We start from the raw sequence: 21,381 nt of genomic DNA, 5'->3' as shown, positions 1-21,381 counted from the left end.
TCAGTTTTCAAAGGTCTATCTCGTCGCCTTATTGGAGCGACTCGATCATTATATCATCTTTTTCAAAAACTTGTCAAGACTTTTTTGAAAAAGTTTCGGAAGTTTTTTGATGACCGATCGTTTTGTTGGCTTTATGTAAGCGCTAACTTAACGACTCATTCATTATAACGAAGTCTTTTGGACTTGTCAACATATTTTTTGAAAAAGTTTTTAACTTTTTTCTCACCGCTCTCTCAAGCGGATCTCAAGTATATCTCATTTCAGTTTAAAGGTCAAGCCTTTTTACTAAAATAATTAAGTTGCCTTTAGACTGTGCGCCGACAAGCAACTTTGATATAATAACAAGAGAAGTGTTGTATTGTCAAGTCTATCGGGGAGGATTTTATGAAAAAAGTTTTTACAGTACGTCCAGAGCAAAGTGCCAAACAGGTTGGTTCAGGGGAATTAGAGGTTCTTGCTAGCCCTGTCCTCTTGGCTTATATGGAAAATGTTGCTTCTGAAATTTGTTTAAGTCATTGCCAAGGCAGCGAAACGACCGTTGGCATTGAGGTTGACTTCAAACACTTAGCCCCCTCTGCTGTCGGCAGTGAAATTACTATTGATGCTGATATCAAAAAAATTAAAAAGAATGTTATCAGTTTAGTCATTCAAGCAAGTGACCAAAATGGCCAGACAGTCGGGGAAGCTAAGCACAAACGAGCCATTGTTAACACAGAAAAATTTATGGCCAAATTAAAATAGCAAACTTATCGATAGAAAAGGCGCTGATCTCTTCAACAGATCAGCGCCTTTTTACTAGCCTTCCTTCATATAATCAAAGTGGTCCGTATCTTGGAGTTTCTGCACCATGAGGACCCCGTCACCTAGGGGAAGTAGCGAGGTTTTTAATTCCGGTCGCCCCAGACAGGCTTCTAAGAGACGGTTCAGCTTAGCATTCATTCCACGGTTTCGCCGAGGTACTTCTTTGGGGTCCTTAAAGATCGTTCCTCCTTGGAAAATATCGTCGATCATGAGGACACCACCTAGTTTGAGCCGGTCTAAGCAGTAGGGAAAGAATTCATAGTACTTGGACTTGGCAGAATCCATAAAGATAAAGTCATAGTTTTTGGTTAATTGAGGCAAGATCTCCGCAGCTTCCCCCTGGAGAATTTGGATCTGGTCTTCTAGGACAAGTTTGCCAATATTCTGCTGGGCTTCCTGGATCATCAGATCGTAACGATCAATCGTATCTACATGACGATCGGGATAACCGTAAGTCATAAGAGAAGCAGAGAAGGCAATAGCTGTACCAATCTCTAAGATTTCCTTTGCCTGGCTCACGCTAAGGAAGAAGTCAAGAAAGACAGCTGTTTCATGGGGGATGATGGGGACCCGGCGTTCATGGGCATCCTCTTCAATGGCCTTGAGCGGAGCCGGAAATTCCGTTTGCCCCTGGCGCATAAAGTCAAGTACCTCTTCCTTGACGATTGCTCGGTCCATCATTTCATTTAACTTGTGCATTCCAATCTTCCTTCCCCAAAAAAAGAGAGTGGGCAAGGTCAGGGCAATCAACCTGCCCGCTTGTCCACCTTCTTTATTAGTCATCTTCTTTGTTTTCATTGTCTTGGCTAGCGTCTTCTGCTAGGCGGGTCACTCGGATGCCGCGGATCCGCCCCTCCTCAACAAGTGTAGTTAACAGTTCATAGTTTTCAATTTGTAAATGTTCAGCTGCCCCATCTTCAGGGAAATGACCTAGTTGTTCGATCATATAGCCGGCTATGGTATCCGATTCATCCGATTGAATATCCGTTTGGAAAATCTGATTGAACTTGTAGATAGGTAGCATGCCGTCGATCGCATAATTTGACTCATCCAACTGACGGTATTCACTATTGGCTTCATCATATTCGTCTTCAATTTCGCCAACGATTTCTTCCAGCAGGTCTTCTAAGGTAACAATCCCTACTACGCCACCGTACTCATCCTTTAAGATCGCCATATGTTGGTGGTCCTTCTTAAATTGCAGCATCAAGTCATCGATAAAAATCGTTTCTGGAGCAAAGTAGGCCGGTTTGATCACATCTTTAATGCGGACTTGGTCGAAACCTTTCTTGTGGGCCTGGCGCAAGATATCTTTTACATGGACGACGCCTAGAATATCATCCTTATCATCTGCAAAAACAGGAACGCGTGAATATTGGGAACTCAGTGTCTCTTGAACATTAAAAGAATCTGGGTCATCAATATCTAGCATAAAAGTATCTGTTCGGGGTACCATCACTTCACGAGCTAACTTGCTATCCAAGGAGAGAACCCCTTGCATCATGCGGAATTCCGTCATATCGATAGCCCCGTCTGTCTGGCTGCTCTCAATCAAAGCGCGCATCTCTTCGCGGGTCAAGTGCTCATCCTTCTTAGTGAAGTCAATGGGCACAATCCGTTTCAATAAATTCGTCGAGGCCGTAAGCAACCAGACAAAAGGTGTAAAGAGGCGCTTCAAGAAAACAATTGCTCCCGAAGCCATCATGCTATATTTCTCGGGGAATTGAATGGCAACCTGTTTGGGGAAAAGTTCACCAAAAACCAAGGAAATATAAGAGAGGACCAGGGTCACCAAGGCTGAAGCCAGAATATCTGCACCTGGCAATTGGCCCAAATAAGGGCGGATATAGCCCACAAAAGTCGTGGCTGCCTGGGCAGAGGAGAAGAAACCTGCAAAAGTTATTCCCACCTGGATGGTTGATAGAAAGGCATCCGAATCATCAAGCAAGGCTTGAACTCTCTTAGCTGCCTTATTTCCTTCATCAGCTAAGCGACCAATCTTTTGGTGGTTGACTGATACAAAAGCCATTTCAGCACCTGCTAAAAAAGCGTTGATCAGCGTCAAAACTAAGATAATTAACAGTTGACTAACAATTGCCGTCTCGGCACCGGGACCTTCCATTTATGACATTACTCCTTTGTTCCATATCTTTAATTTCATTAATGAGAAAATACTCACTATTACTTTCAAGTATAGCTTTTGCCTCCATAAATTGCAAGCACCAGGGCTAAGTTAGGCGGAGATAAAAAAGAGGAAGCTAATAAACTCCCTCTCTTTATGCATCGATTTATTGCGCAGAATCTATGCTTTTGTTTTAGCTGGGTTGATACGGTTTTCGTAAACCTCTTTGACATTATAGTAAGTGTCTTCTTTACCACAGAATGAATCTACTGGGTCAACACCCTTGAAGGCTTCTGGCCCTTCTTGTAATTTGTCCATCAAGATTTCTAAGTTGAATGGCTTATCATCGTAAGCGTTGATGTAAGTTTGTACTTGAGGCACGTCAACAAGGTGGAATGGGTGGTTAACAGATACCATAATGGTTGGAATTTCATTCACATAGAATGGGCTATCTGGTGTCCCCTTAGAAGCTGGCCACGCTACACGTTGAACAGTACCAGCCGCAATCTTAGCTAAGTTAATTACTAAGTCATACTTGTCAGTAAGGTTAGCGATTGGTTGTTTTTGTGCATAAACGTTAGCAACAGCAGCTGAACGTTCTTCCTTAGGTAACTTCATAATCTTATCTTCAGTTGATTCCCAAACTTCAACATTGAAGCCACGTTTTTCCATGATTTCTTTCATGATATCAGCTGGGGATTCTTTTGAAGCGATCAATTGACCGAAGCCGCCTTTAACGCCTTCATTCATAACAAGAAGAACATTCTTGTAACGTTCAGGTGTTACAGGGAAGACATCTTCTTGGTTGTTCTTCACTAAGGTAATGGCTTGGTCAGCTACTTCGCGAGCCATTGCTTGGTTTTCTTCAGTGTTGATATGAGCCAAGGCTTCTTCCTTAGGTGCTAACAAGCTCTTAGGATCTTTTTCGTGAAGACCAATTGAAGCTTTCAAGCCAAGGGTACGACGAAGGGCATCTTCTAAACGTTCATCAGTAATTGTTCCGTTTTCGTAACCTTCCTTCATCCATTGGAAGTCTTCGTCTGGATCATTGAAGAATAAGAAGAGGTCACAACCAGAAGCAATAGCTGTTGGTAAGATGTCGCGACGTGATAAAGCACCAGTCATCGCTACCATGTGAGAAGCGTCAGTGATAACTGCCCCGTTGAAGCCCATCTTGTCTTTCAATAAGCCAAGGAGGATTTCACGAGATAGGGTAGCTGGTAACATTGCTTCTGATTCTGAGATGTCAGGGTTAATGGCTTTAGCATAAGATGGTAAGCCAATGTGTCCTGCCATAATAGCTGGTAGGCCTGCATCAAAGAGTGAAGAATAAATCTTACCATATGAATTATCCCATTCTTCAGTTGAACAATGGTTGGTTGCAAATGATAAGTGGTGGTCACGTTCGTCATTCCCGTCCCCTGGGAAGTGTTTAGCGGTTGCAATGATGCCCTTTTCAGAGATTCCCTTGAGATAGTTTAGAGAGAAATCAATGACTTTTTGAACATCACTTGACCAGGTACGAACAGAGATAATTGGGTTGCGCCAGTTGCTTTGTAAGTCAACGATTGGTGCAAATGACATGTTACAGCCGATAGCTGCTGCTTCGTCCCCTGCAATTCGGCCCATTTCATAACCATATTTTGGATCATTAGTAGCGGCTAACTTCACTTCATGTCCAACATAGGTCCCGTCAGTACAAGCGCCGTCCCCACCTGCTTCTGTATTCGCTGCGATTAAAACAGGAATCTTAGAGTTTTCTTGGAGAATCTTGTTTTGATTGTAGACGGTATCCGCATCAGATTTATTATAGCGAACCCCTGCGATATGATAAGTATCAAGGACGCTCTTTAAGTAATCTTCTTCTGCGCTAGCCCCCATATTAAAGAATAATTGGCCAATTTTTTCATCAATTGACATGTTTTTGATGGTGTCTTCAACCCATTGAACACCTTTTTCATCTAAATTATAGGGTGCTTTTGTTAAATCGACTTTTTGCATTTTTACTTCTGCCATCGATTGCATCTCTCCTTTCATTAAGTCCACATGATATTATAAAGGCTTATGACCTTTATTTTATTATAGCAAAGTTCTTAGAAAATGTAAGGGGTTAACACTTGAATCGGGGTCTAAGTCTTAAAAAGCCTTTTTAAAGTCTATTTTGTGGTACAATTTTGGTTTTTCACTAAGAAAAAGGAGGTTTTAGATTAAATTTTTCTATTCTTAGCTCCAATAAAACTTAAATCCTTCTCATTATCTGAGGGGGTGTGTTATACTTGTATACGGTCAACAGAAAGGATGGTATCCTAGCAATGAATATCTCATCTTTTACCATTCAAAAGAAAGATGTGGTTTATGTTACGGCATCTACAACGATGCGTGATGCCTTGATCATTTTAGAAGATCACCAATTCCGCTGCATTCCCATCCTAGATGACAATGAGAAGATTTTTAGAGGTAATATCTACCGCTCACATCTCTATCAAAGGCTAGCGGAGGGCCAATCACTCGACGAACCGGTCACCCTCTTGCTCAAGAACGCCACTAAATATGTGAGTGTAGATAGTTCCTTCTACCGTGTGCTCTTTAACATCCGTGACTTGCCCTATATCGCAGTTCTCGACCAGGACAACCGCTTCTTCGGCTTGCTCACCCACCATCAATTCGAGCGCATGCTCAGTCATTCTTGGAAGTTAAATGACAGCAGCTATATCTTAACCGTTACGGTTCCTCAAGAATCAAGGGGGACCATGTCCAAGGTGACGAAGATTATTAGCCGGGTCTGCTCGATCAATAGCATGATTACTTTGACCGATCTCGAAGACCCCAGTCTCTGCCACCTGACATTCTTCCTTTCCGATACTTGTTCTTATCCTGAACTTCAAAAAATTGTTGCCCGGCTCAAACGCCGCGGCTTAAGAAATATTGGCCTTGAAGAACCAGATAAACTTTTCGAGTATAAAATGGGAAGCCTATAAGAGGTCTGGCGCCTGCGACAACAGTCGATCATTGACCGCCAGCCTATCCATCAAAAATCCCGCTAGCAAGCAAGCTGGCGGGATTTTTGATTTGGCATTTTATTTTTTAGCGTAGTTAAAGGCATCATAGTAAGCTTTAAGGTCATCGCCTTCAAGGACAATCTGCTTAGGATCAACATCCTTGCCATAAACGGGCAGGCAGGTCTTGTCATAAGCCTTGGTGAAGAAGTGGTCTTGACCTAAACGGACAATCAAGTCATCCAAGTAATCTTTTAATTCCTGATTTCCCTTTTGAACGGCTGGGGCAATGGTATCTTCTTGACCTAGGGATTCAATGCCTACCTTGAAGCCTGGATTTTCATTGGCCCAGGCCAGGACCTCTGTGTTATCCGTGGAGAAGGCGTCACCCCGGCCATCTCTTAGGGCATCATAAGCCTCTTGGTAGGCGTCATATTTATCGATATTTTTGATCTCAGGCGCTTCTTTTTGGAAGTAGTTCTCTGCCGTCGTGCCCTTGACCAGGATTAATTTCTTATCCTTAAGCTGGTTAATATCGGTAACGAGGGCTTTCTCTGGTGAAACGACTCCGATAGCTACCTTCATGTAAGGGAGGGCGAAGTCCACTTGCTCGCGGCGTTCGTCGGTCACCGTGAAGTTGGCCAGGGTAATGTCAACTTTCCCGGACTTCAAGAATTCAGCCCGGCTAGCTGCATCCATGGGAACAAATTCTACCTTGTCGGCACTCCCTAAGAGGTCTTCCCCAATTTTCTTAGCGAGTTCGATATCATAACCCTGAGGCTGGCCTTTATCATCGACATAGCCAAAGGGCATCTTATCCGCAAAGACACCGATGCGGATTTTGCCTGAGTCTTTAATCTCCGCGAGACTGCGGGCCGCCGCCTGCTTACCAGCCGTCGCGGCAGGCTCTTTGTCGGTTTGCTGGCCAGATTGACAAGCGGTAAGGAATAAAGCGACTAGTGCTAAGAGCGCGAATATTTTTTTCTTCATTTTCTTTTTCTCCTTTTATCGGTCAAATGTTAAACGGTCTAAAAATTGCTGGGCACGCTGGGTCGTGGGCAGCTGGAAGAAGGCTTGGGGATCGCGACTGCGCTCGACAATCTCTCCCCCATCGAAGAAGAGCAATTGGTCAGCCACTGCTTGGGCAAAGGCCATTTCATGGGTCACAATCACCATGGTTAGCCCCTCTTTGGCGAGTTCTAAAACGACATCTAAAACCTCTCGGACGAGCTCAGGGTCCAGGGCAGCGGTGATTTCATCCAACAAAAGCACCTCGGGATGCATCATCAAAGCTCGGACAATCGCCACCCGCTGCTTCTGGCCACCAGAAAGCTGGCGGGGATAGGCTGCTGCCTTGTCCTCCAATCCAACCTTGGCTAAGAGCTCACGGGCCTCCGCTTCAGCCTCTAATCGGTCACGCTGCTGGACCTTGCAAGGAGCCAGGGTCAGATTATCAATAACGGAAAGATGGGGGAAGAGATCATAGGATTGAAAGACCATCCCCACCTGTTCTCGCAGCGCCCGGATTTCACTTTCCGACTGGCCCATGGGCTGGCCATTAAAGCGAATCTCACCGGCATCGATTGCTTCGAGGGCATTGAGACAGCGCAGGAAGGTCGACTTGCCACAGCCTGAAGGGCCAATGATGACCGTCACCTCACCCCGCTCAACAGCTAAGGAGATACCCTTGAGCACTTCTGTCTGTCCGTCATAGGATTTGTGTAAATTATCAACTTCAATCAATAAGTCTGCCATTAGCGACCTCCTTCTTGCATCTTCTTTTCCAAATACTGGCTGATCTTTGAGAAAGGATAGCAGGCAGCAAAATATAAGAAAAAGATTGCCCCATAGATCCAGATGGCTCCATCTGGATAGTCGAAGCGGTTCATATCAATTATCTGCTTACCCACTGCGATCACTTCGACCACCCCAACAAGGACCACAATAGCTGTCGTCTTAATCATCCGGGTCATCAGACTCGTGATGGAGGGAAGGAGGCGGCGGATGATCTGCGGCATAATAATATAGCGGTAGACTTGGCTGCGGCTCAAAGCCAGGGCCAAGCCGCTCTCCGTCTGTTGCCGGGGCAGGGCTTCAATCGCTGACCGCACCAATTCTGCCAATTCCGCCGTCCCCCAGAAAGTAAAAGCGAGGATTGCTGCTCCCTCAGCAGAGAAATTTAAGTTCAGCTGCTTAGCCGCTCCAAAATACACCAAGAAGACTAGGACCAATTGCGGCATCACGCGGACAAATTCAACATAGACCCGCAAGATGGCTTTGATGACCCGGTAGCGACTCGTCATCAGGACCCCTAGGAAGAGGCCCAGGACTAAGGAGAGGCCCATGGAAATCAGGGCCAATTTGAGCGTCACCCAAAGTCCTTCTAGTAAGCGTAGGAAATTATTCCCCTCAAAGAGAATTTCTAGACCTGAATTAGCCATGCTGGAGTCTCCTTTCTAGGGCATGTCCCAGAAGCGAGAGCGGCAAGAGCAAGGCGGTGTAGGCCAGAACCAGGAGTAGGAGGGTCTCATCTGTCTTGTAATAGAGGCCAATATGTTCCTTGGCCACATACATGAGGTCCGCCAGAGCCACAATACTGAACATGGAGGTTTCCTTAATCAAAAAGACCACATTCGTCATGAGGGCCGGTACCGAAGTCGCCAAGGCTTGGGGCAAAATAACATAGCGAAAGGCTTGCTGGCGGGTTAAAGCCAGGCTGTAGGCCCCTTCCAACTGACTCTCAGGAACCGCCTCGAGACCTGATCGAAAAGCTTCAGCCATGTAAGAGGATCCCAAAAAGGTCAAGCCGACAATAGCACAGACTGAAGATGGCCAGACCACACCGAGTTTGGGTAAGGCATAATACAAAAAGAACAGCTGGATGACCAAAGGGGTATTGCGAGACAGTTCGATATAAATTTGGACGAGGTAAGTTAGGACAGGCAGGCGCCAATAGCGGACCAAAGCACAAACTAGACCACAAAGCAGCGATAGGACAACACCCAAACCGCCCAGGGCAAAGGTGAGCCCTGCTGCTTTGAGGTATTCCGGTAAGACCGCCCCTATGAATTCCCAATCCATTCCCTCACTCCTTTCAAGCACTTATTTTTTACGAGCTAAATCATAGCCGGTCAGCCAGCCCCTGTCAATTCCAAATCAAAGGCGTTCTGAATCAGCAGAAAAACAAAAATGGCCCGAAAGCTTAATATTCTTGAATTTTTCAGATAGCTGATAGGGAGGGGCGATAACTAACGATATGGAAAGGATAAAACTTAAGCTTAAAATATAAACAAAAAAAGAACAATATAAATACAAAAAAGCAGTTTCTTAGCAAGTGTGGAACTTACTAAAAAACTGCTATTTCTCGATGTTAGACGTCGGCCAAATAGAAAGCGCAGACTATTAAAGGTTGCGCTCAACAATCGCGTCGACCTCTTCTGTCATTTGGTCAGCAGCCTCTTCTGGACTGAGCCTTCCTTCTAGCATCTCATGGATACTTCGAGCAAGGGTATGACTCAGTTCACGATAATAGCTAGGAGCACCATTGCTAAAGAGTGCCCCCGCCCCCTCTGACACGCGCCCAATAGTATCTGCCCCCACTACTTGACCTGAAGATAAGACCTGGTTGAGAGCTGATTGCCGGGTAGGTAGAAGCCCAAATTTTTCAAAAGCTGCTACTTGTCTCTCTTCCGAAGTATACCACTCAACAAATAATTGAGCCGCTTCTGGATGGTCACTGTAAGAAGAAATAGCTAGCCCTGGCCCAAAAAAGAGACTAGCTTTAGATGCTTGGTTATCACCAGGAAGAAGGGCTAAGCGGGGCTCATTTTGTCCTTTGGTCTGGCTCTGGAAATAAGGTGCAACTGGCCCCAAACTATAAGCAGCTGTTCCCTCTTTCAAACTTTCAACAAAAAGATTAGCTTGGGACCGCTGGCCTGGTTCAACTAGTCCTTTTTGCTTGAGAGTATTCAAAACTTCTAGGGTCGCTAGAGCATTGTCGCGGTTTAGCCGGTAGTCCTTAGAGAAGACCTCTCCCGTCAATGCCTTATTCATGGTAAAGAAAAAGCGACTCGTCGCCTCATCCCCACTTAGAGGGAGGGCTAGAGGTTGAGTCTGGCTAGCTTCTCTCTGCACAGCTTCTGCAAACTGGCTAACTTCTGACCAGTTTTGCGGTGCCCGACCTAATTGAGCAAAGGCTTCAGGCTGATAATAGGCCAACCAGTAATCATTGGCATAAGGCAAGGCGTAATAGGCATTACCCACGTGAAAATTCTTAACTGTAGGTATATCTTTAATTGTCTCTTCGTCTAGCTCTAAGGGGGCCAGCCAACCAGCTGTCTTGAATTCCCCTAGCCAGGACCAGTCAATGGCAAAGATATCAGCTCCTGCCTCTTTTCCCACAGCTTTCTGTGAGATTTCTTTGTAGATGGTGTCCCAAGAACTAGGCACTAGCTTCACTCGGACCCCAGTTTCATTTTCGAATTGATCAAGCAATGCCGCATCTGGACAATAATCTTCAGGAACTATAAAAGAAATCTCTGGTTTTTCTTCTTTCAAGCTAGCTTGGATAGCTTCTGGCTCTTGGCTAGAGCTAGAGGTCTCTTCTCCAGTTCCCATGCCAGCGTTTGAACATCCCGTCAGGTAAATAAGGGCCAACATTATAAAGGTTAAATACTGCTTTAATCTCCCCATCGTTTTCCTCCATTAAATTACATGATCATAATTAACAGTTTAACCGTACAGAACCTTCATTTCAACTCTATTTAAAGCTTCACTCGTTAACTTTTCCTAGTTTTAATGTTATAAAAAAGAGCTAGCAGTAGCCAGCTCTCTTTGAATAATGGATACTCCGCCGGTAATTTGTTGAATGATGCGGCGTAAAAGCCCCTTCGCATAGCTAAGCAAATGAATCATCAGTTAACTACGCCCCACAAGCAAGCTCTCTATATCCCCATTAAAAAGCCAAATGCAGCTATAGACTTGCTCTCAGAACTCCTCAACAAGGGCTTCTTTGACCAATTCTTTATTCGCATGTCTTTTTAATGTATTCACTCAAACGTTACCATAAGCCCAAATAAAAAAACAACTATTGTTACCTATTATAGCGTATTATTTCGGCTCCATAATAAAAACATTTCTTCTCTTTAGCTTTTCCTTATCTTAGGTTAAGAAAAGCCCTCAATCGGATCGGTAATGGGGGGGATCCGATATGAGGGCCTGGCGCAGTCGCCAGCTCTTTCAGTAAAGAACAGGCTAACAAGTAGGAAGCGCAAGGAAATCGACTATCAAAGTTGGAGAAAACTTTTATCATCCTAAAACGGTCTTTTAATTTGTGATGGTAGTAATCAAGTACCTGTTAGAGAGCTTCTTTACTGAATGGAACTGACGACCTCGGTCGTTGGCTCTAACGGAGTCCCAGTGCAATCCGCGCATAACGCGTTAAACGATCCGGGCTCCAAATGGGCTGCCAAACTAATTCCACTTTAACATCCTGAATTACTTCAATCTCTCGGAGTTTGTCCATCAGGGTCTGGAAGATCACATCAGCTAAGGGACAGCCTGGCATGGTAAGCGTCATCCGCACCCACAAGTGCCCGTCCCCGTCATAGAGCAAGTCATAGATCAAACCTAAATTATAAATATCAATCCCAAGCTCCGGGTCGATCACTTCCTGGCAAGCAGCCAATACGTCTTCATAGAGCTCAGGGTCGCGCAAGCTCAGTTCAGTGAACTGGTTAGGGTCTGCGAAGCGTTCCGAATTCGTCGCTGCCGCATAGTTCTCATTCCAATCCTGGTTTTCGGCCAATTGCTCTTCAATTTCTTCCTTAATCGAGAGGGGGAGGGCCTCTTCATTCCCCATTTCTAGTTTATCTTTATCGATGGTCAAAGGAATCGCCTCCAATTCTTATTCAGCTAAGTAGACAGTTTACGCGAGCTTAGCGAGATTTTCAAGTTGGATAGAAAAAAACGCTCGCAAACAAATGCGAGCGCTTAGTAGATACGAGTTAGTTTTTCTAAGGGCTTGAGACGAGGCTAAAAATAGGCATAAAAAACCTGACAGCCTCAAGACCTAGACCTAAAGCTCATTAAAAAGGCGCATTTACACGTGCTTGCTAAACTAGCGTCATTCATCTATAGTCATAGCCTAACCATGTAAATACCCCCACTCTTATCTAGTGATACTATTAACAATATACAATAGTTTAATGGATTTAGCAAGCTAAAAGCGTGCGAAAAACAAGGAGAGGGACCGGTCTAATAGATTTTGTTATAATGAAGTCAAAGCAAACTAAAGGAGGAAAATATATGACCCGACTACACGCTAGCTTCTATTCCGATACCCTACGCATGGATATGCACCTCAATATCCTTGTCCCGCAAAACTGTGAGCGCACCCCTGAAGCCATCCGGCAAAAGCGCCGTCCCCCTTACCGTGTCCTCTACCTCTTACACGGCCTATCCAGCAATGAGGACGGCTGGTTACGCTTCACCTCGCTTGAACGCTATGCCCGTGATCTGGACCTAGTGATCGTGATGCCGACTACCCACCGCGGCTTCTACATGAATACAGCTAAGTCCTATGCCTATAGCGACTTCATCAGCCTGGAACTACCTGCCTATATCCAAAACCTACTGCACGTTTCCAGCAAGCGGGAGGACACCTTCATCGCAGGGGCTTCTATGGGCGGTTATGGTGCCCTCAAGGCGGCCTTCACTTATCCCGAGCAATACGGCTATGTGGCCTCCTTATCTGGCGTCACCGACCTTTCCGCCCGCTACCAAGAAGGTCCTGATCCAAAGTCGCCCTTTGAATTCGACCTCCTCTACGGCGGCCAAGATCCCAAGGGCACTGACAAAGACATCTACCAGCTGGTGGACCAAGCTATAGAAGCCGATATCGACCTGCCTAAGGTCTTCCTCACTTGCGGTCGCGAAGATGAACTCATTGAACAAAACCATGATTTCAAAGACCGCTACCAAGACCAACTCCAACTCAGCTTCCAAGAAGCAGACGGCGGCCACGGTTGGGACTACTGGGACACCCACATCCAAGACGTCCTCGACTGGCTCCCGGGCCTAGACGATTAAACAAACAGGGTGAGAGGGCTGGCGGGAGAAATAGACCTCTGGAGCCAAGAGCCAGAGAAGACTGCAAGTCTTCGGCGGATTTTGGTGAAGAGGAGCTATTTCTGCCAGACCGAACCCGACTACAGGGTGTGAGCAAGAGCGCTTAGATTTGGATGCTTGGAGTAAGTCGGGGTAAGGGCAAGCCCTGCTTGCACGTTCCCGACTTGCGAAAGCACTCCAAAGCTGCTCTTGCGACCCCGACTAAAGCAGGGTGTGAGCAAGAGCGCTTAGACTTGAATGATTGGAACCCAAACGGAAAAGAGCGGCTTTAGCCGATCGTTCCGATTGGGTGAAATCACTTCAAGTCTGCTCTAACTCAGAATCTTACTAGATGAGAAGAAGCTAGCAACGCTGCAAACACAGCCTCTAACTTCATCTCTAAGTCGCTCCACTCGAGCTCATGCCATGTCTCTCTTTAACGACCACCATCAAAGTGGAATGGTGTTCTTTAATACAATCTAAGATAAAACAAATAAGCAAGAGCTAGCCCTTCTTAGACTAGAAGTGGCAGCTCTTGCTTTTTATTATTATTTTAGCTAAGCTATTCCTCTTCAGCCGGCACTTGGACCAAATCTACCCCGGCCTGGTCTAGGGCCTGGGAAATATTTTGGGGGATCCCGGTGTCCGTGTAGACCCGGTCAACCTCCTCCAAGCGAAATTGTAGGATGCCTTGGCTGTTAGTAAATTTAGAGGAATCCATCAGCACATTAAGCTCTTGGGCAGACTCAGCCAGGGTCCGGGCCGCATCGATTCGTGCAACGTCAACGCCTGTAAAGCCTTTCTTTAAATCAAAACCGTCCATGCCCATAAAGAAATGGTGGACCTGAAAGTAGGAAGCAATTTCACGCAGGAAGGGGCCCACACAGACCTGGGAGTCCTTCTGGTATTCCCCACCCAGGAGAATCAACTTCACAGTGGCAGACTTGCGGACAAAGGAAGCAATAAAGGTCGAGTTGGTAATAATCGTAATGTCGCGGTTTTCAAAGGCAAGAATTTCTGCTAGAAGAGCGCAGGTGCCTCCCGATTCAATCATCACGGTTCCCCATCGTGGATGGCTGTCGCTGCCCGCTTGGCGATCCGGTGCTTGAGGTCATAGTTCACTGCCAGACGGTAATTCATATCCGCGCTAGAGCTGACCACCGCATAGCCGTGCTGGCGGCTCAGGATCCCCCGCTCTTCCAAACGATCCAAGTCTTTCCGAATGGTTACCTTGGAGACTTGGAAATGGTCTGCTAATTCATTCACAGATACCTTGCGTTTCTGGCTCACCCATTCCACAATCGCATCTTGTCTCTTCATTGCTTCTTCCTCCTTCTATCGCTTTTCTATTTTGCCAGCTTAGACACCCTTTCATTCCCTCCTTAAAGTACGTATAATAGGAGACACAAGCCTTTGAAAGGAGTCTTAGCATGGACCTCATATTTCTCGACGCCTACCTCCAAGAAAAGATCTGGGGCGGGCAAAAATTAAAAGATATCTATCATTTCCAACTGCCTTCTGACCATACCGGGGAGGCCTGGATTATCTCCGGCCACCCCCACGGCCCGTCGCGTGTTCATTCACCCCAAGCCTATGCTGGTATGACCTTAGCTGAGCTTTACCAAGACCAGCCAGAACTCTTCGGCTTCGGCCAGCCTGAGGATACTAACTTCCCCCTCCTGGTGAAGATTCTCGATGCCAAGGAGGACCTCTCTGTCCAAGTCCACCCCGATGACGCCTACGCCTGGACCCATGAAGGCGAACTCGGCAAAACCGAATGTTGGTATGTCATCGCTGCGGATGAAGGAACGGAGATTGTCTATGGCCACTGCGCCAAGAGCCGTGAAGAATTTCTACAAATGGCTGGCGAAGGCCAATGGGATAAGCTCCTCAAACGCCTTCCGATTAAAGCCGGCGACTTCTTCCCTGTACCAGCCGGAACCATCCATGCCATCGGAGGCGGGGCCCTTATCTTAGAGACCCAGCAAAGCTCTGACACTACCTACCGGGTCTATGATTATGACCGCAAAGATAAGGATGGGCAGAAGCGGCAACTCCACCTGGACCAAGCGGCCGATGTGACACATTTTCCTAGTCAAGATACCCTGGCCCAAGCCCACACAGAAACCCAGGCAGGCGGACAAATCACGGAGCTTTGGGCCAATACCCACTTCACCGTCTACCACTGGCAAGTCAAGGAGGAAATCCAAGTCGACACGTCGAACCATCCTTACAGCCTGGTCAGCCTCATCCAGGGCCAGGCCCAAATCGAAGCCGATGGTAAGACCTACGACATCGTAGCCGGCCAGTCCTTCATCATCCCGCATGCTATCCACAGCGTTAAAGTCCGAGGAGAGGCAAGTCTGATCTGCTCGCATCCTAATCCAAAGCAGAACTAAGATTTCTTCCCCCAGCCCAAAGCCTGCTTAACCACTTCAAAGAAAGAAAGCGAGCGGACAATCCGGTCGGCTGGTACATACTCGCGCACTTGGCGCAACAAAGCCTTGGCATCTTTAGCCGCAAAGCTGAAGCTGCCGGCTTTTTTTGTCTGAATGGCAAAGCGGGGGATCCAGCGACCAGAGAAGAGGATGGAAACCACCACATAATCAATCTCCTCCCAGGGAATCTGGATAAAGTTGGCAGGATTGCGGTCGTCATAGAATTCAAAAGCTGCATTACCTAAGAGAATCTTACCATAATCTGTCATCCCTAAAAACGATGTTGCCTTGGTCACATAGACGACCTCTTGGTTCAAAGACTGTACCATAGAAACTCCTTTCCGATACTCAACAGCAGGCACAAAAATTAAGAAAGCCCTGGATCACTGAAACAAAGGAGGAGCCAGGCAAAGGCATGCCCTCAGTTTGTAGCGTGGAGGCCAGGACTAACTGTTGAAATTTTTTTAACTACATGAGCCCAACCACATGAAGGATAACCCCCGCTGCGAAAAGACCCAGGATAATCACGATTGGTGAGACCTTCTTATTCAGTAACCACATACAGAAGAGGGTCAGTAAGAGCCCCGCCAAACCAGGAATCAAGCTATCCAAGTTATCTTGGAGGGTGGTTACCTTAGTCGGATCGAGCGATAGGCCTTGAGCCTGTTGTTCTAAAGCGACCTTAATGCCTTCTGCACCGGCAGGGAGTTTATCCCATTCGATGTAAGCCCCCTTGTCTAGCGGAACCTCTGAAACGACAGGGGTGAAGGAGATGGCCACCCAGCGGTTAACTAGGGAGCCGAGGATAAACATCCCCAAAATGGAAGCTCCCTTGGTAATGTCCTGGAGCAGGCCTCCTGACAAGTCTTCGGTAATCTTAGACCCTGCTTTATAGCCAAACTCTTGGGTATACCACATGAAGCCCAAACGAATAGCATTCCAAGCCACAAAATAAATGATTGGGCCTAGGATATTGCCCCCCATGGCCAGTGATGCGGCTAGGGCCCCAATAATCGGCTTCACAGTGAACCAAAAGACCGGGTCTCCGATCCCTGCTAAAGGACCCATCATCCCAACTTTAACCCCTTGGATAGCGACATCATCGACAGGTGCCCCATTAGCCCGTTCTTCTTCTAAGGCCAGGGTTACCCCAAGGATCGGTGAAGCCACATAAGGGTGGGTATTAAAGAATTCCAAGTGCCGCTGTAAGGCTTTTGCTTGTTCGTCTTTCGTCTTATAGAGTTTACGGATAGCTGGGATCATCGAGAAGACCCAGCCACCATTCTGCATCCGTTCATAGTTCCAAGAACCTTGGAGATAGGTGGAACGTAGCCAGACGGAAATCCGGTCACGTTTCGATAGTTTAACGCCTTCTGCCATTACGAATTCTCCTTTCTTTAATAGTCATCAATCAAGTCGCCGACAGGGTCCCCGGTATGTTTAGGTCCGGATTGGCCGTTCGACGACCCGCCCATTTTAGAGAGTTGGAGGTAAAGTAAAGCGAGCGCGATACCAATTGCCCCAAGTCCAATCAAGGTCAGCTCCTGGATCGTAGCAAGAACGAAACCGATGGCAAAGAAAGGCCAAACTTCCCGGGTAGCCATCATATTGATCACCATGGCATAACCCACAGCAACCACCATGCCCCCGCCAATGGACAGACCATCTGTCAACCAGTCGGGCATAGCCAAGAGAAGTTCACGCACAGGACCTGCCCCGATAGCTAGGATCAGAGCAGCAGGGATGGCGATCCGCACCCCTTGCATGACAATCGCGATCATATGCCAGATTTCTACCTTACGAACGTTCCCTTCAGCAGCGGCCCCGTCCATAATATGGACAATCCCAGTTGCTAGGGTCCGGCAGATAATGGTCAAAAGTAGACCCGCCACAGCTAGAGGGACGGCCAAGGCAATGGCTGAACCAATTCCGGCTTGCCCCTGCCCCCCTAAGACCAAGATAATAGCTGATGCCACAGCGGCTAGGGCCGCATCCGGAGCAACCGCTGCCCCAATATTAGCCCAACCCAAGGCGATCATCTGTAAGGAACCACCCAGCATCAGACAGGGTCCTAGCTGGCCACTTACGAGACCAATCAAAGTGCAGGCAATCACAGGTTGGTGAAAATGCCAGGCATCCAAGATCCCCTCGGTACCAGCTAAGAAGGCAATAAAGATAATTAAGATAATTTGGATAATATTTAAATCCATAAGACTGCTTCCTCCTTAAGCGATATTTCTATGCGTTCTGCTTGTCGAGTTCTTTCTGAGCTTGCTGTAAGATACTGTCCATATTGTCGCCTTGGTCAGCCGGAACCTTGCGGACATCGAAACGTAGGCCTTGCTCTTTCAAGGCTTTAAAGGTGTCAATATCCTCTTGGCTGAAGGCCAAGACTTTGTTGGGTTGGACCTTCCCCTTGCTGTGGGCCATAGAGCCCACATTAATTTCTTCCAGTGGGACGCCGCCTTCAACTACCCGCAAGACATCTTGGGGATTTTCAAAGAGCAAGAGCGCCCGTTCCTTACCGAAGTGTTCTTGGTCTTTACCGATCTTAATCATCTGGTCAATCGGAATCACGTGGGCCTTAATTCCAGATGGGGCCGCCTGCTTGATCAGTTGGGTGCGCAGCTCATCCTTAGCTACCGCATCCGATACTACAATAATCCGCGTGGGATGAGTAGCCCGGGTCCAGCCTGTCGCGACCTGACCGTGCAAGAGCCGGGAATCGATCCGAGCCAGGACAAAATCCATCTGTCCAGGACTCCCCACCTGACCACTGCTGGCGGGAGCTTCTTCAGCTTGGACTTGCTCTGTCTCTGCTTCATCTTTCGCCAAGCCTTCCGGTAGGGGCTTGACGCCTTCTTTAGCTGTTGCTAGGATATGCCCGGCAATCTCCTGGGCAGTTGTCATCGAAAAGCGTGAAGCGTAAGCCTCGATCACCATAGGCAGGTTCATCCCGGACACAATGGCCCAGCTGTCTTCGTGGCCTTCAAAGAGATTGCTGGCCTGGTTGAAGGGCGTCCCTCCCCACAAATCAACTAAAAATAATACCTGGTCAGGATCAGAAAACGATGCGATAGCTTCTTCCATTTTGGCCCGCACATCGTCGGGGCCTTCAGAAGGAAGCAGAGTCACTGCCGCTACATCTTCTTGGTCGCCAAAGATCATGGCACCCGATTGCAAAATACCATTCGCAAACTCACCGTGACTGGCGAGGATAATTCCAACCATCTCAATACCTCCTTGGTCAATTAGTATAAATATAAAAAGTTAATGAAAACGATTACTAATCTATTATACCTTTTTTAAACTTTCCTTTCAAGGTCAAATCCCTTTCGTTTACCAGGATTTCGTAAGTCTGTTGGCTTACAAAAGAAACAATCCTTAATCGACACCGCAAGTGAGCAGGCCCTTCGTTATTTATTTTTTATTTAAATATAGTGTAACAGAGTTCTAGTAAGGCTAAGCAATTAATAACGGTTTTATTATTTTTCATGTTAGTGGTCAGTGTTTAAAGGCTTTCTATTAATATTTAATAATCAAATTCAAAAGCGTAACGTCTGCTCACCAAGACCATGTAATAAAGAAGCTAAATAAGAAAAAGGCTGTGCCTTCAATTGGCACAGCCTTATCCTTTAATGGATTTATTTTTGCTTATCAATCACTTGGCGCATCTTGTCTGCTACATTGTCAGCAGTGAAACCTAGTTTTTCCTGGATCAAGTCGCCTGGGGCAGAGAAACCGAACTGGTCAATAGTCAGGCTGGCGCCTTGGCTGCCAGTATAACGTTCCCAACCAAAGGAGGCGCTCATTTCAACAGCCAGACGGGCGGTGACTTGGCTTGGGAGGATGCTTTCCTTGTAAGCTTCATCTTGGGCTTCAAAACGGTGCCAGCTTGGCATGGAGACAACCGCTACGTCCACCCCATCTTCAGCTAATTTAGCTTGGGCTTGGATAGCTAGGGCAACTTCTGAGCCAGTTGCTAAGAGGAGGCCGGCTGCTTGGTCGTGGGCTCCTTGAGCGGGTGACACTACATAGGCTCCCTTATCAATCGGTGCGTGAACAGTCGCTTCTAGACTTGGAAGTCCTTGACGACTAAGAACAAGAACAGTTGGTTGATCTTGGCTTTCAATCGCTTGCTTCCAAGCCGCAACAGTTTCGTTGGCATCTGCTGGACGGATGACTTGCACATTAGGAATGCAGCGGATGCTGGCTAATTGTTCGATAGGCTCGTGGGTTGGGCCATCTTCCCCAACCGCTACGGAGTCGTGAGTCATCACGAAGACAGGCGCTGTCCCTTGAATAGCAGCCAAGCGGAGGGCTGGGCGGAGATAGTCAACAAAGGAGAAGAAGGTCCCCCCGTAGACCTTGCTGCCGCCGTGGAGTTGGATCCCATTCATCGCCGCTGCCATAGCGAACTCACGCACACCGAACCAGACATTGCGTCCAGCATAGTTGTCAGCTGTGAAATCTTCTTCGGCATTGACCATGGTCTTATTAGAAGACGCCAGGTCAGCTGCCCCACCCCAGAGATAAGGCAATTTCTCTGAGAGGGCTTGGAGGACTTCATGGCTGGATTGGCGTGAAGCCAACTTGGAATCTGTATCATAGACTGGCAGGTCTTCTGCCCAGTCACTCGGTAATTCTTGGCTGAAGCCCAGCTCAAAGTCGCGGGCTAAGTCTGGATAAGCTTGGCGGTAAGCCTCAAAGCTTGCTTCCCAATCAGCTTCAGCCTGAGCGCCAGCTTCTACCATTTCTTCCTGGAAGCGAACCTTAACTTCTTCAGGAACGAAGAAATCATCGTTTTCCCACTGGTAGATAGCCTTGGCTGCTAGGATGCCTTCCTTACCTAGGGGTGCCCCGTGGACAGCTGAACTGCCAGCATTAGGTGCCCCGTAACCAATCACTGTCTTCACTTCGATCAGAGTCGGTTGGTCCGTGTGAGCCTTGGCTTCTTTAATGGCTTGGTCAATGGCTGCCATATCGTTACCATCTTCTACCCGGAGATACTGCCAATTATTCGCTTCAAAACGTTGCTGGATATTCTCTGTGAAGGCCTTAGAGGTCGGACCATCTAGGGAAATATCGTTCGAATCGTAGAGCACCACTAACTTGCCGAGACCTAGGTGACCAGCTAAGGAAGCTGCTTCTTGGGAGATCCCTTCCATCAGGTCCCCATCCCCGCAAAGGGCATAGGTATAGTGGTCCACAATCTTGTGGTCGGCTTGGTTATAACGGGCGGCTAAATGGGCTTCAGCCATGGCCATCCCAACAGCCATCGCAATCCCTTGGCCGAGTGGTCCAGTGGTCGCTTCAACCCCGTCTGTATGGTTCACTTCGGGGTGGCCTGGTGTCCGACTTTCCCATTGGCGGAATGCCTTGAGATCATCAATAGTCACGTCATAACCTGCCAAGTGCAAGAGCGAATAAAGCATAGCTGATCCATGACCAGCAGAAAGAATAAAACGGTCACGGTCAACCCAGTTTGTTGACGTTTTAGGGTTCACTTTTAAGTGTTTCGTCCAGAGCACGTAAGCCATTGGCGCTGCACCCATGGGTAAGCCGGGGTGGCCAGAATTAGCCTTCTCAATCATGTCCATACTGAGGGTACGAATCGTGTTTACGCCGAGCTCATCAACTTTATCGAACAATTACTTCACCTCTAAATTATTATTTCTAGGTCCTTGGACCCGGTTACAGTCTATCACTTCTATTATCCTAGAAGCGCCCGGGATATGCAATGTTTAAATTAAATTTTCATCCGATTTCCAGCAAGTAGGAAGTGAGAGTGCGACAAAAATCGTTAAGCTCTGAACCACTTCACAAAGATCTATTTCTCCCGCTAGCCTTTACAGCCTTGCCTCGCTTGTTCATGGCTAACAACCATAATTAAAGCTTCACTACTGCTCATTTTAAA

At 47.1% G+C, this 21,381-nt stretch carries 21 protein-coding genes; 5 read left to right on the top strand and 16 right to left on the bottom strand.

From position 1 onward, the window contains the following. Nucleotides 1-384: 384 nt before the first annotated feature. Entirely contained in the window at nt 385-741 is a 357-nt protein-coding gene (locus HMPREF3090_RS01400; protein WP_067973186.1) for a thioesterase family protein, read from the top strand. 54 nt (nt 742-795) lie between these two features. Here the strand turns inward: HMPREF3090_RS01400 and HMPREF3090_RS01395 are convergent, their stop codons facing one another. From HMPREF3090_RS01395 to HMPREF3090_RS01385, 3 genes are all read right to left on the bottom strand, one after another. Then, nucleotides 796-1,500, bottom strand: a complete 705-nt coding sequence (locus HMPREF3090_RS01395) for an O-methyltransferase (RefSeq protein ID WP_067973189.1) — start codon at nt 1,498-1,500, stop codon at nt 796-798. Between the two features lie 76 nt (nt 1,501-1,576). Continuing rightward, on the bottom strand, nt 1,577-2,923 hold the full coding sequence (locus HMPREF3090_RS01390; protein WP_067973191.1) for a hemolysin family protein: 1,347 nt from the start codon (nt 2,921-2,923) through the stop codon (nt 1,577-1,579). Between the two features lie 180 nt (nt 2,924-3,103). Then, a complete protein-coding gene (locus HMPREF3090_RS01385; protein ID WP_067976545.1) occupies nt 3,104-4,924 on the bottom strand; it encodes a glycoside hydrolase family 3 protein in 1,821 nt (606 codons plus the stop codon). A gap of 311 nt (nt 4,925-5,235) precedes the next feature. On the opposite strand from HMPREF3090_RS01385, the gene cbpA reads away from it, so the two are divergent. Next, nucleotides 5,236-5,901: a cyclic di-AMP binding protein CbpA gene (gene cbpA, locus HMPREF3090_RS01380; RefSeq protein WP_067973194.1), complete on the top strand. Its 666-nt coding sequence runs from the start codon at nt 5,236-5,238 to the stop codon at nt 5,899-5,901. Between the two features lie 99 nt (nt 5,902-6,000). Here the strand turns inward: cbpA and HMPREF3090_RS01375 are convergent, their stop codons facing one another. The 5 genes from HMPREF3090_RS01375 to HMPREF3090_RS01355 all read right to left on the bottom strand — a co-directional run bounded on the left by HMPREF3090_RS01375 (nt 6,001) and on the right by HMPREF3090_RS01355 (nt 10,611). Further along, the gene (locus HMPREF3090_RS01375) at nt 6,001-6,909 is read right to left on the bottom strand and encodes a cysteine ABC transporter substrate-binding protein (RefSeq protein ID WP_067973199.1); all 909 of its coding nucleotides are present in this window, start codon (nt 6,907-6,909) and stop codon (nt 6,001-6,003) included. A 15-nt stretch (nt 6,910-6,924) separates the two neighbouring features. After that, nucleotides 6,925-7,674 carry an amino acid ABC transporter ATP-binding protein gene (locus HMPREF3090_RS01370; protein WP_067973202.1) on the bottom strand — a complete coding sequence of 250 codons (750 nt, stop codon included), beginning with the start codon at nt 7,672-7,674 and terminating at the stop codon, nt 6,925-6,927. Then, nucleotides 7,674-8,360, bottom strand: coding sequence for an amino acid ABC transporter permease (locus tag HMPREF3090_RS01365; RefSeq protein WP_067973206.1), 687 nt, complete (start codon nt 8,358-8,360; stop codon nt 7,674-7,676). The genes HMPREF3090_RS01370 and HMPREF3090_RS01365 overlap by 1 nt, the downstream gene beginning before the upstream one ends. Further along, the gene (locus HMPREF3090_RS01360; protein ID WP_067973209.1) at nt 8,353-9,000 is read right to left on the bottom strand and encodes an amino acid ABC transporter permease; all 648 of its coding nucleotides are present in this window, start codon (nt 8,998-9,000) and stop codon (nt 8,353-8,355) included. Before HMPREF3090_RS01360 ends, HMPREF3090_RS01365 begins: the two co-directional genes overlap by 8 nt. 321 nt (nt 9,001-9,321) lie before the next feature. Then, on the bottom strand, nt 9,322-10,611 hold the full coding sequence (locus tag HMPREF3090_RS01355; RefSeq protein WP_067973212.1) for a sugar ABC transporter substrate-binding protein: 1,290 nt from the start codon (nt 10,609-10,611) through the stop codon (nt 9,322-9,324). A gap of 213 nt (nt 10,612-10,824) precedes the next feature. On the opposite strand from HMPREF3090_RS01355, the gene HMPREF3090_RS09795 reads away from it, so the two are divergent. Then, nucleotides 10,825-10,962 (top strand): hypothetical protein, encoded by a 138-nt coding sequence (locus HMPREF3090_RS09795; protein ID WP_168140243.1) that lies wholly within the window; start codon nt 10,825-10,827, stop codon nt 10,960-10,962. Nucleotides 10,963-11,323: 361 nt separating this feature from the next. On the opposite strand, the gene HMPREF3090_RS01350 is transcribed toward HMPREF3090_RS09795, so the two are convergent. Further along, entirely contained in the window at nt 11,324-11,806 is a 483-nt protein-coding gene (locus HMPREF3090_RS01350; RefSeq protein WP_230080840.1) for a metal-sulfur cluster assembly factor, read from the bottom strand. Nucleotides 11,807-12,225: 419 nt separating this feature from the next. Here HMPREF3090_RS01350 and HMPREF3090_RS01345 point away from each other — a divergent pair, with 419 nt between their 5' ends. Continuing rightward, complete coding sequence (locus HMPREF3090_RS01345; protein ID WP_067973214.1) at nt 12,226-13,008, top strand: alpha/beta hydrolase; 783 nt, start codon at nt 12,226-12,228, stop codon at nt 13,006-13,008. A gap of 580 nt (nt 13,009-13,588) precedes the next feature. Here the strand turns inward: HMPREF3090_RS01345 and HMPREF3090_RS10015 are convergent. Both HMPREF3090_RS10015 and HMPREF3090_RS10010 read right to left on the bottom strand, forming a co-directional pair. Then, nucleotides 13,589-14,080, bottom strand: coding sequence for a DeoR/GlpR family DNA-binding transcription regulator (locus HMPREF3090_RS10015; protein WP_306345440.1), 492 nt, complete (start codon nt 14,078-14,080; stop codon nt 13,589-13,591). Next, nucleotides 14,080-14,346, bottom strand: a complete 267-nt coding sequence (locus HMPREF3090_RS10010; RefSeq protein WP_306345439.1) for a DeoR family transcriptional regulator — start codon at nt 14,344-14,346, stop codon at nt 14,080-14,082. Before HMPREF3090_RS10010 ends, HMPREF3090_RS10015 begins: the two co-directional genes overlap by 1 nt. Before the next feature lie 110 nt (nt 14,347-14,456). Between HMPREF3090_RS10010 and manA the strand changes: the two genes are divergently transcribed. Next, nucleotides 14,457-15,425 carry a mannose-6-phosphate isomerase, class I gene (manA, locus tag HMPREF3090_RS01335; protein ID WP_067973215.1) on the top strand — a complete coding sequence of 323 codons (969 nt, stop codon included), beginning with the start codon at nt 14,457-14,459 and terminating at the stop codon, nt 15,423-15,425. Here the strand turns inward: manA and HMPREF3090_RS01330 are convergent. The 5 genes from HMPREF3090_RS01330 to tkt form a co-directional block, all read right to left on the bottom strand. Further along, nucleotides 15,422-15,793 (bottom strand): DUF956 family protein, encoded by a 372-nt coding sequence (locus HMPREF3090_RS01330; RefSeq protein ID WP_067973217.1) that lies wholly within the window; start codon nt 15,791-15,793, stop codon nt 15,422-15,424. The genes manA and HMPREF3090_RS01330 overlap by 4 nt on opposite strands. Nucleotides 15,794-15,932: 139 nt before the next feature. Continuing rightward, a complete protein-coding gene (locus HMPREF3090_RS01325; RefSeq protein ID WP_067973227.1) occupies nt 15,933-16,844 on the bottom strand; it encodes a PTS system mannose/fructose/sorbose family transporter subunit IID in 912 nt (303 codons plus the stop codon). A gap of 17 nt (nt 16,845-16,861) precedes the next feature. Then, entirely contained in the window at nt 16,862-17,674 is an 813-nt protein-coding gene (locus tag HMPREF3090_RS01320) for a PTS mannose/fructose/sorbose transporter subunit IIC (RefSeq protein WP_067973229.1), read from the bottom strand. 28 nt (nt 17,675-17,702) lie between these two features. Next, nucleotides 17,703-18,695: a PTS sugar transporter subunit IIB gene (locus HMPREF3090_RS01315; protein ID WP_067973231.1), complete on the bottom strand. Its 993-nt coding sequence runs from the start codon at nt 18,693-18,695 to the stop codon at nt 17,703-17,705. Between the two features lie 413 nt (nt 18,696-19,108). Further along, nucleotides 19,109-21,115 (bottom strand): transketolase, encoded by a 2,007-nt coding sequence (gene tkt / locus HMPREF3090_RS01310; protein ID WP_070485759.1) that lies wholly within the window; start codon nt 21,113-21,115, stop codon nt 19,109-19,111. Nucleotides 21,116-21,381: the final 266 nt, after the last annotated feature.

Source organism: Aerococcus sp. HMSC23C02, from assembly GCF_001806805.1.
In the GTDB taxonomy this organism is placed as follows: Bacteria; Bacillota; Bacilli; order Lactobacillales; family Aerococcaceae; genus Aerococcus; species Aerococcus sanguinicola.
Note: the sequence above shows the minus strand (reverse complement) of the source record. Positions and strands in the feature narration are given on the sequence as shown.

Excerpts from the sequence above, each read along its gene's own strand:
- HMPREF3090_RS01400 (WP_067973186.1), top strand. The coding sequence starts at position 385 with ATGAAAAAAGTTTTTACAGTACGTCCAGAGCAAAGTGCCAAACAGGTT.
- HMPREF3090_RS01395 (WP_067973189.1), bottom strand. The coding sequence starts at position 1,500 with ATGCACAAGTTAAATGAAATGATGGACCGAGCAATCGTCAAGGAAGAG.
- HMPREF3090_RS01390 (WP_067973191.1), bottom strand. The coding sequence starts at position 2,923 with ATGGAAGGTCCCGGTGCCGAGACGGCAATTGTTAGTCAACTGTTAATT.
- HMPREF3090_RS01385 (WP_067976545.1), bottom strand. The coding sequence starts at position 4,924 with ATGCAAAAAGTCGATTTAACAAAAGCACCCTATAATTTAGATGAAAAA.
- cbpA (WP_067973194.1), top strand. The coding sequence starts at position 5,236 with ATGAATATCTCATCTTTTACCATTCAAAAGAAAGATGTGGTTTATGTT.
- HMPREF3090_RS01375 (WP_067973199.1), bottom strand. The coding sequence starts at position 6,909 with ATGAAGAAAAAAATATTCGCGCTCTTAGCACTAGTCGCTTTATTCCTT.
- HMPREF3090_RS01370 (WP_067973202.1), bottom strand. The coding sequence starts at position 7,674 with ATGGCAGACTTATTGATTGAAGTTGATAATTTACACAAATCCTATGAC.
- HMPREF3090_RS01365 (WP_067973206.1), bottom strand. The coding sequence starts at position 8,360 with ATGGCTAATTCAGGTCTAGAAATTCTCTTTGAGGGGAATAATTTCCTA.
- HMPREF3090_RS01360 (WP_067973209.1), bottom strand. The coding sequence starts at position 9,000 with ATGGATTGGGAATTCATAGGGGCGGTCTTACCGGAATACCTCAAAGCA.
- HMPREF3090_RS01355 (WP_067973212.1), bottom strand. The coding sequence starts at position 10,611 with ATGGGGAGATTAAAGCAGTATTTAACCTTTATAATGTTGGCCCTTATT.
- HMPREF3090_RS09795 (WP_168140243.1), top strand. The coding sequence starts at position 10,825 with ATGAATCATCAGTTAACTACGCCCCACAAGCAAGCTCTCTATATCCCC.
- HMPREF3090_RS01345 (WP_067973214.1), top strand. The coding sequence starts at position 12,226 with ATGACCCGACTACACGCTAGCTTCTATTCCGATACCCTACGCATGGAT.
- HMPREF3090_RS10015 (WP_306345440.1), bottom strand. The coding sequence starts at position 14,080 with ATGATTGAATCGGGAGGCACCTGCGCTCTTCTAGCAGAAATTCTTGCC.
- HMPREF3090_RS10010 (WP_306345439.1), bottom strand. The coding sequence starts at position 14,346 with ATGAAGAGACAAGATGCGATTGTGGAATGGGTGAGCCAGAAACGCAAG.
- manA (WP_067973215.1), top strand. The coding sequence starts at position 14,457 with ATGGACCTCATATTTCTCGACGCCTACCTCCAAGAAAAGATCTGGGGC.
- HMPREF3090_RS01330 (WP_067973217.1), bottom strand. The coding sequence starts at position 15,793 with ATGGTACAGTCTTTGAACCAAGAGGTCGTCTATGTGACCAAGGCAACA.
- HMPREF3090_RS01325 (WP_067973227.1), bottom strand. The coding sequence starts at position 16,844 with ATGGCAGAAGGCGTTAAACTATCGAAACGTGACCGGATTTCCGTCTGG.
- HMPREF3090_RS01320 (WP_067973229.1), bottom strand. The coding sequence starts at position 17,674 with ATGGATTTAAATATTATCCAAATTATCTTAATTATCTTTATTGCCTTC.
- HMPREF3090_RS01315 (WP_067973231.1), bottom strand. The coding sequence starts at position 18,695 with ATGGTTGGAATTATCCTCGCCAGTCACGGTGAGTTTGCGAATGGTATT.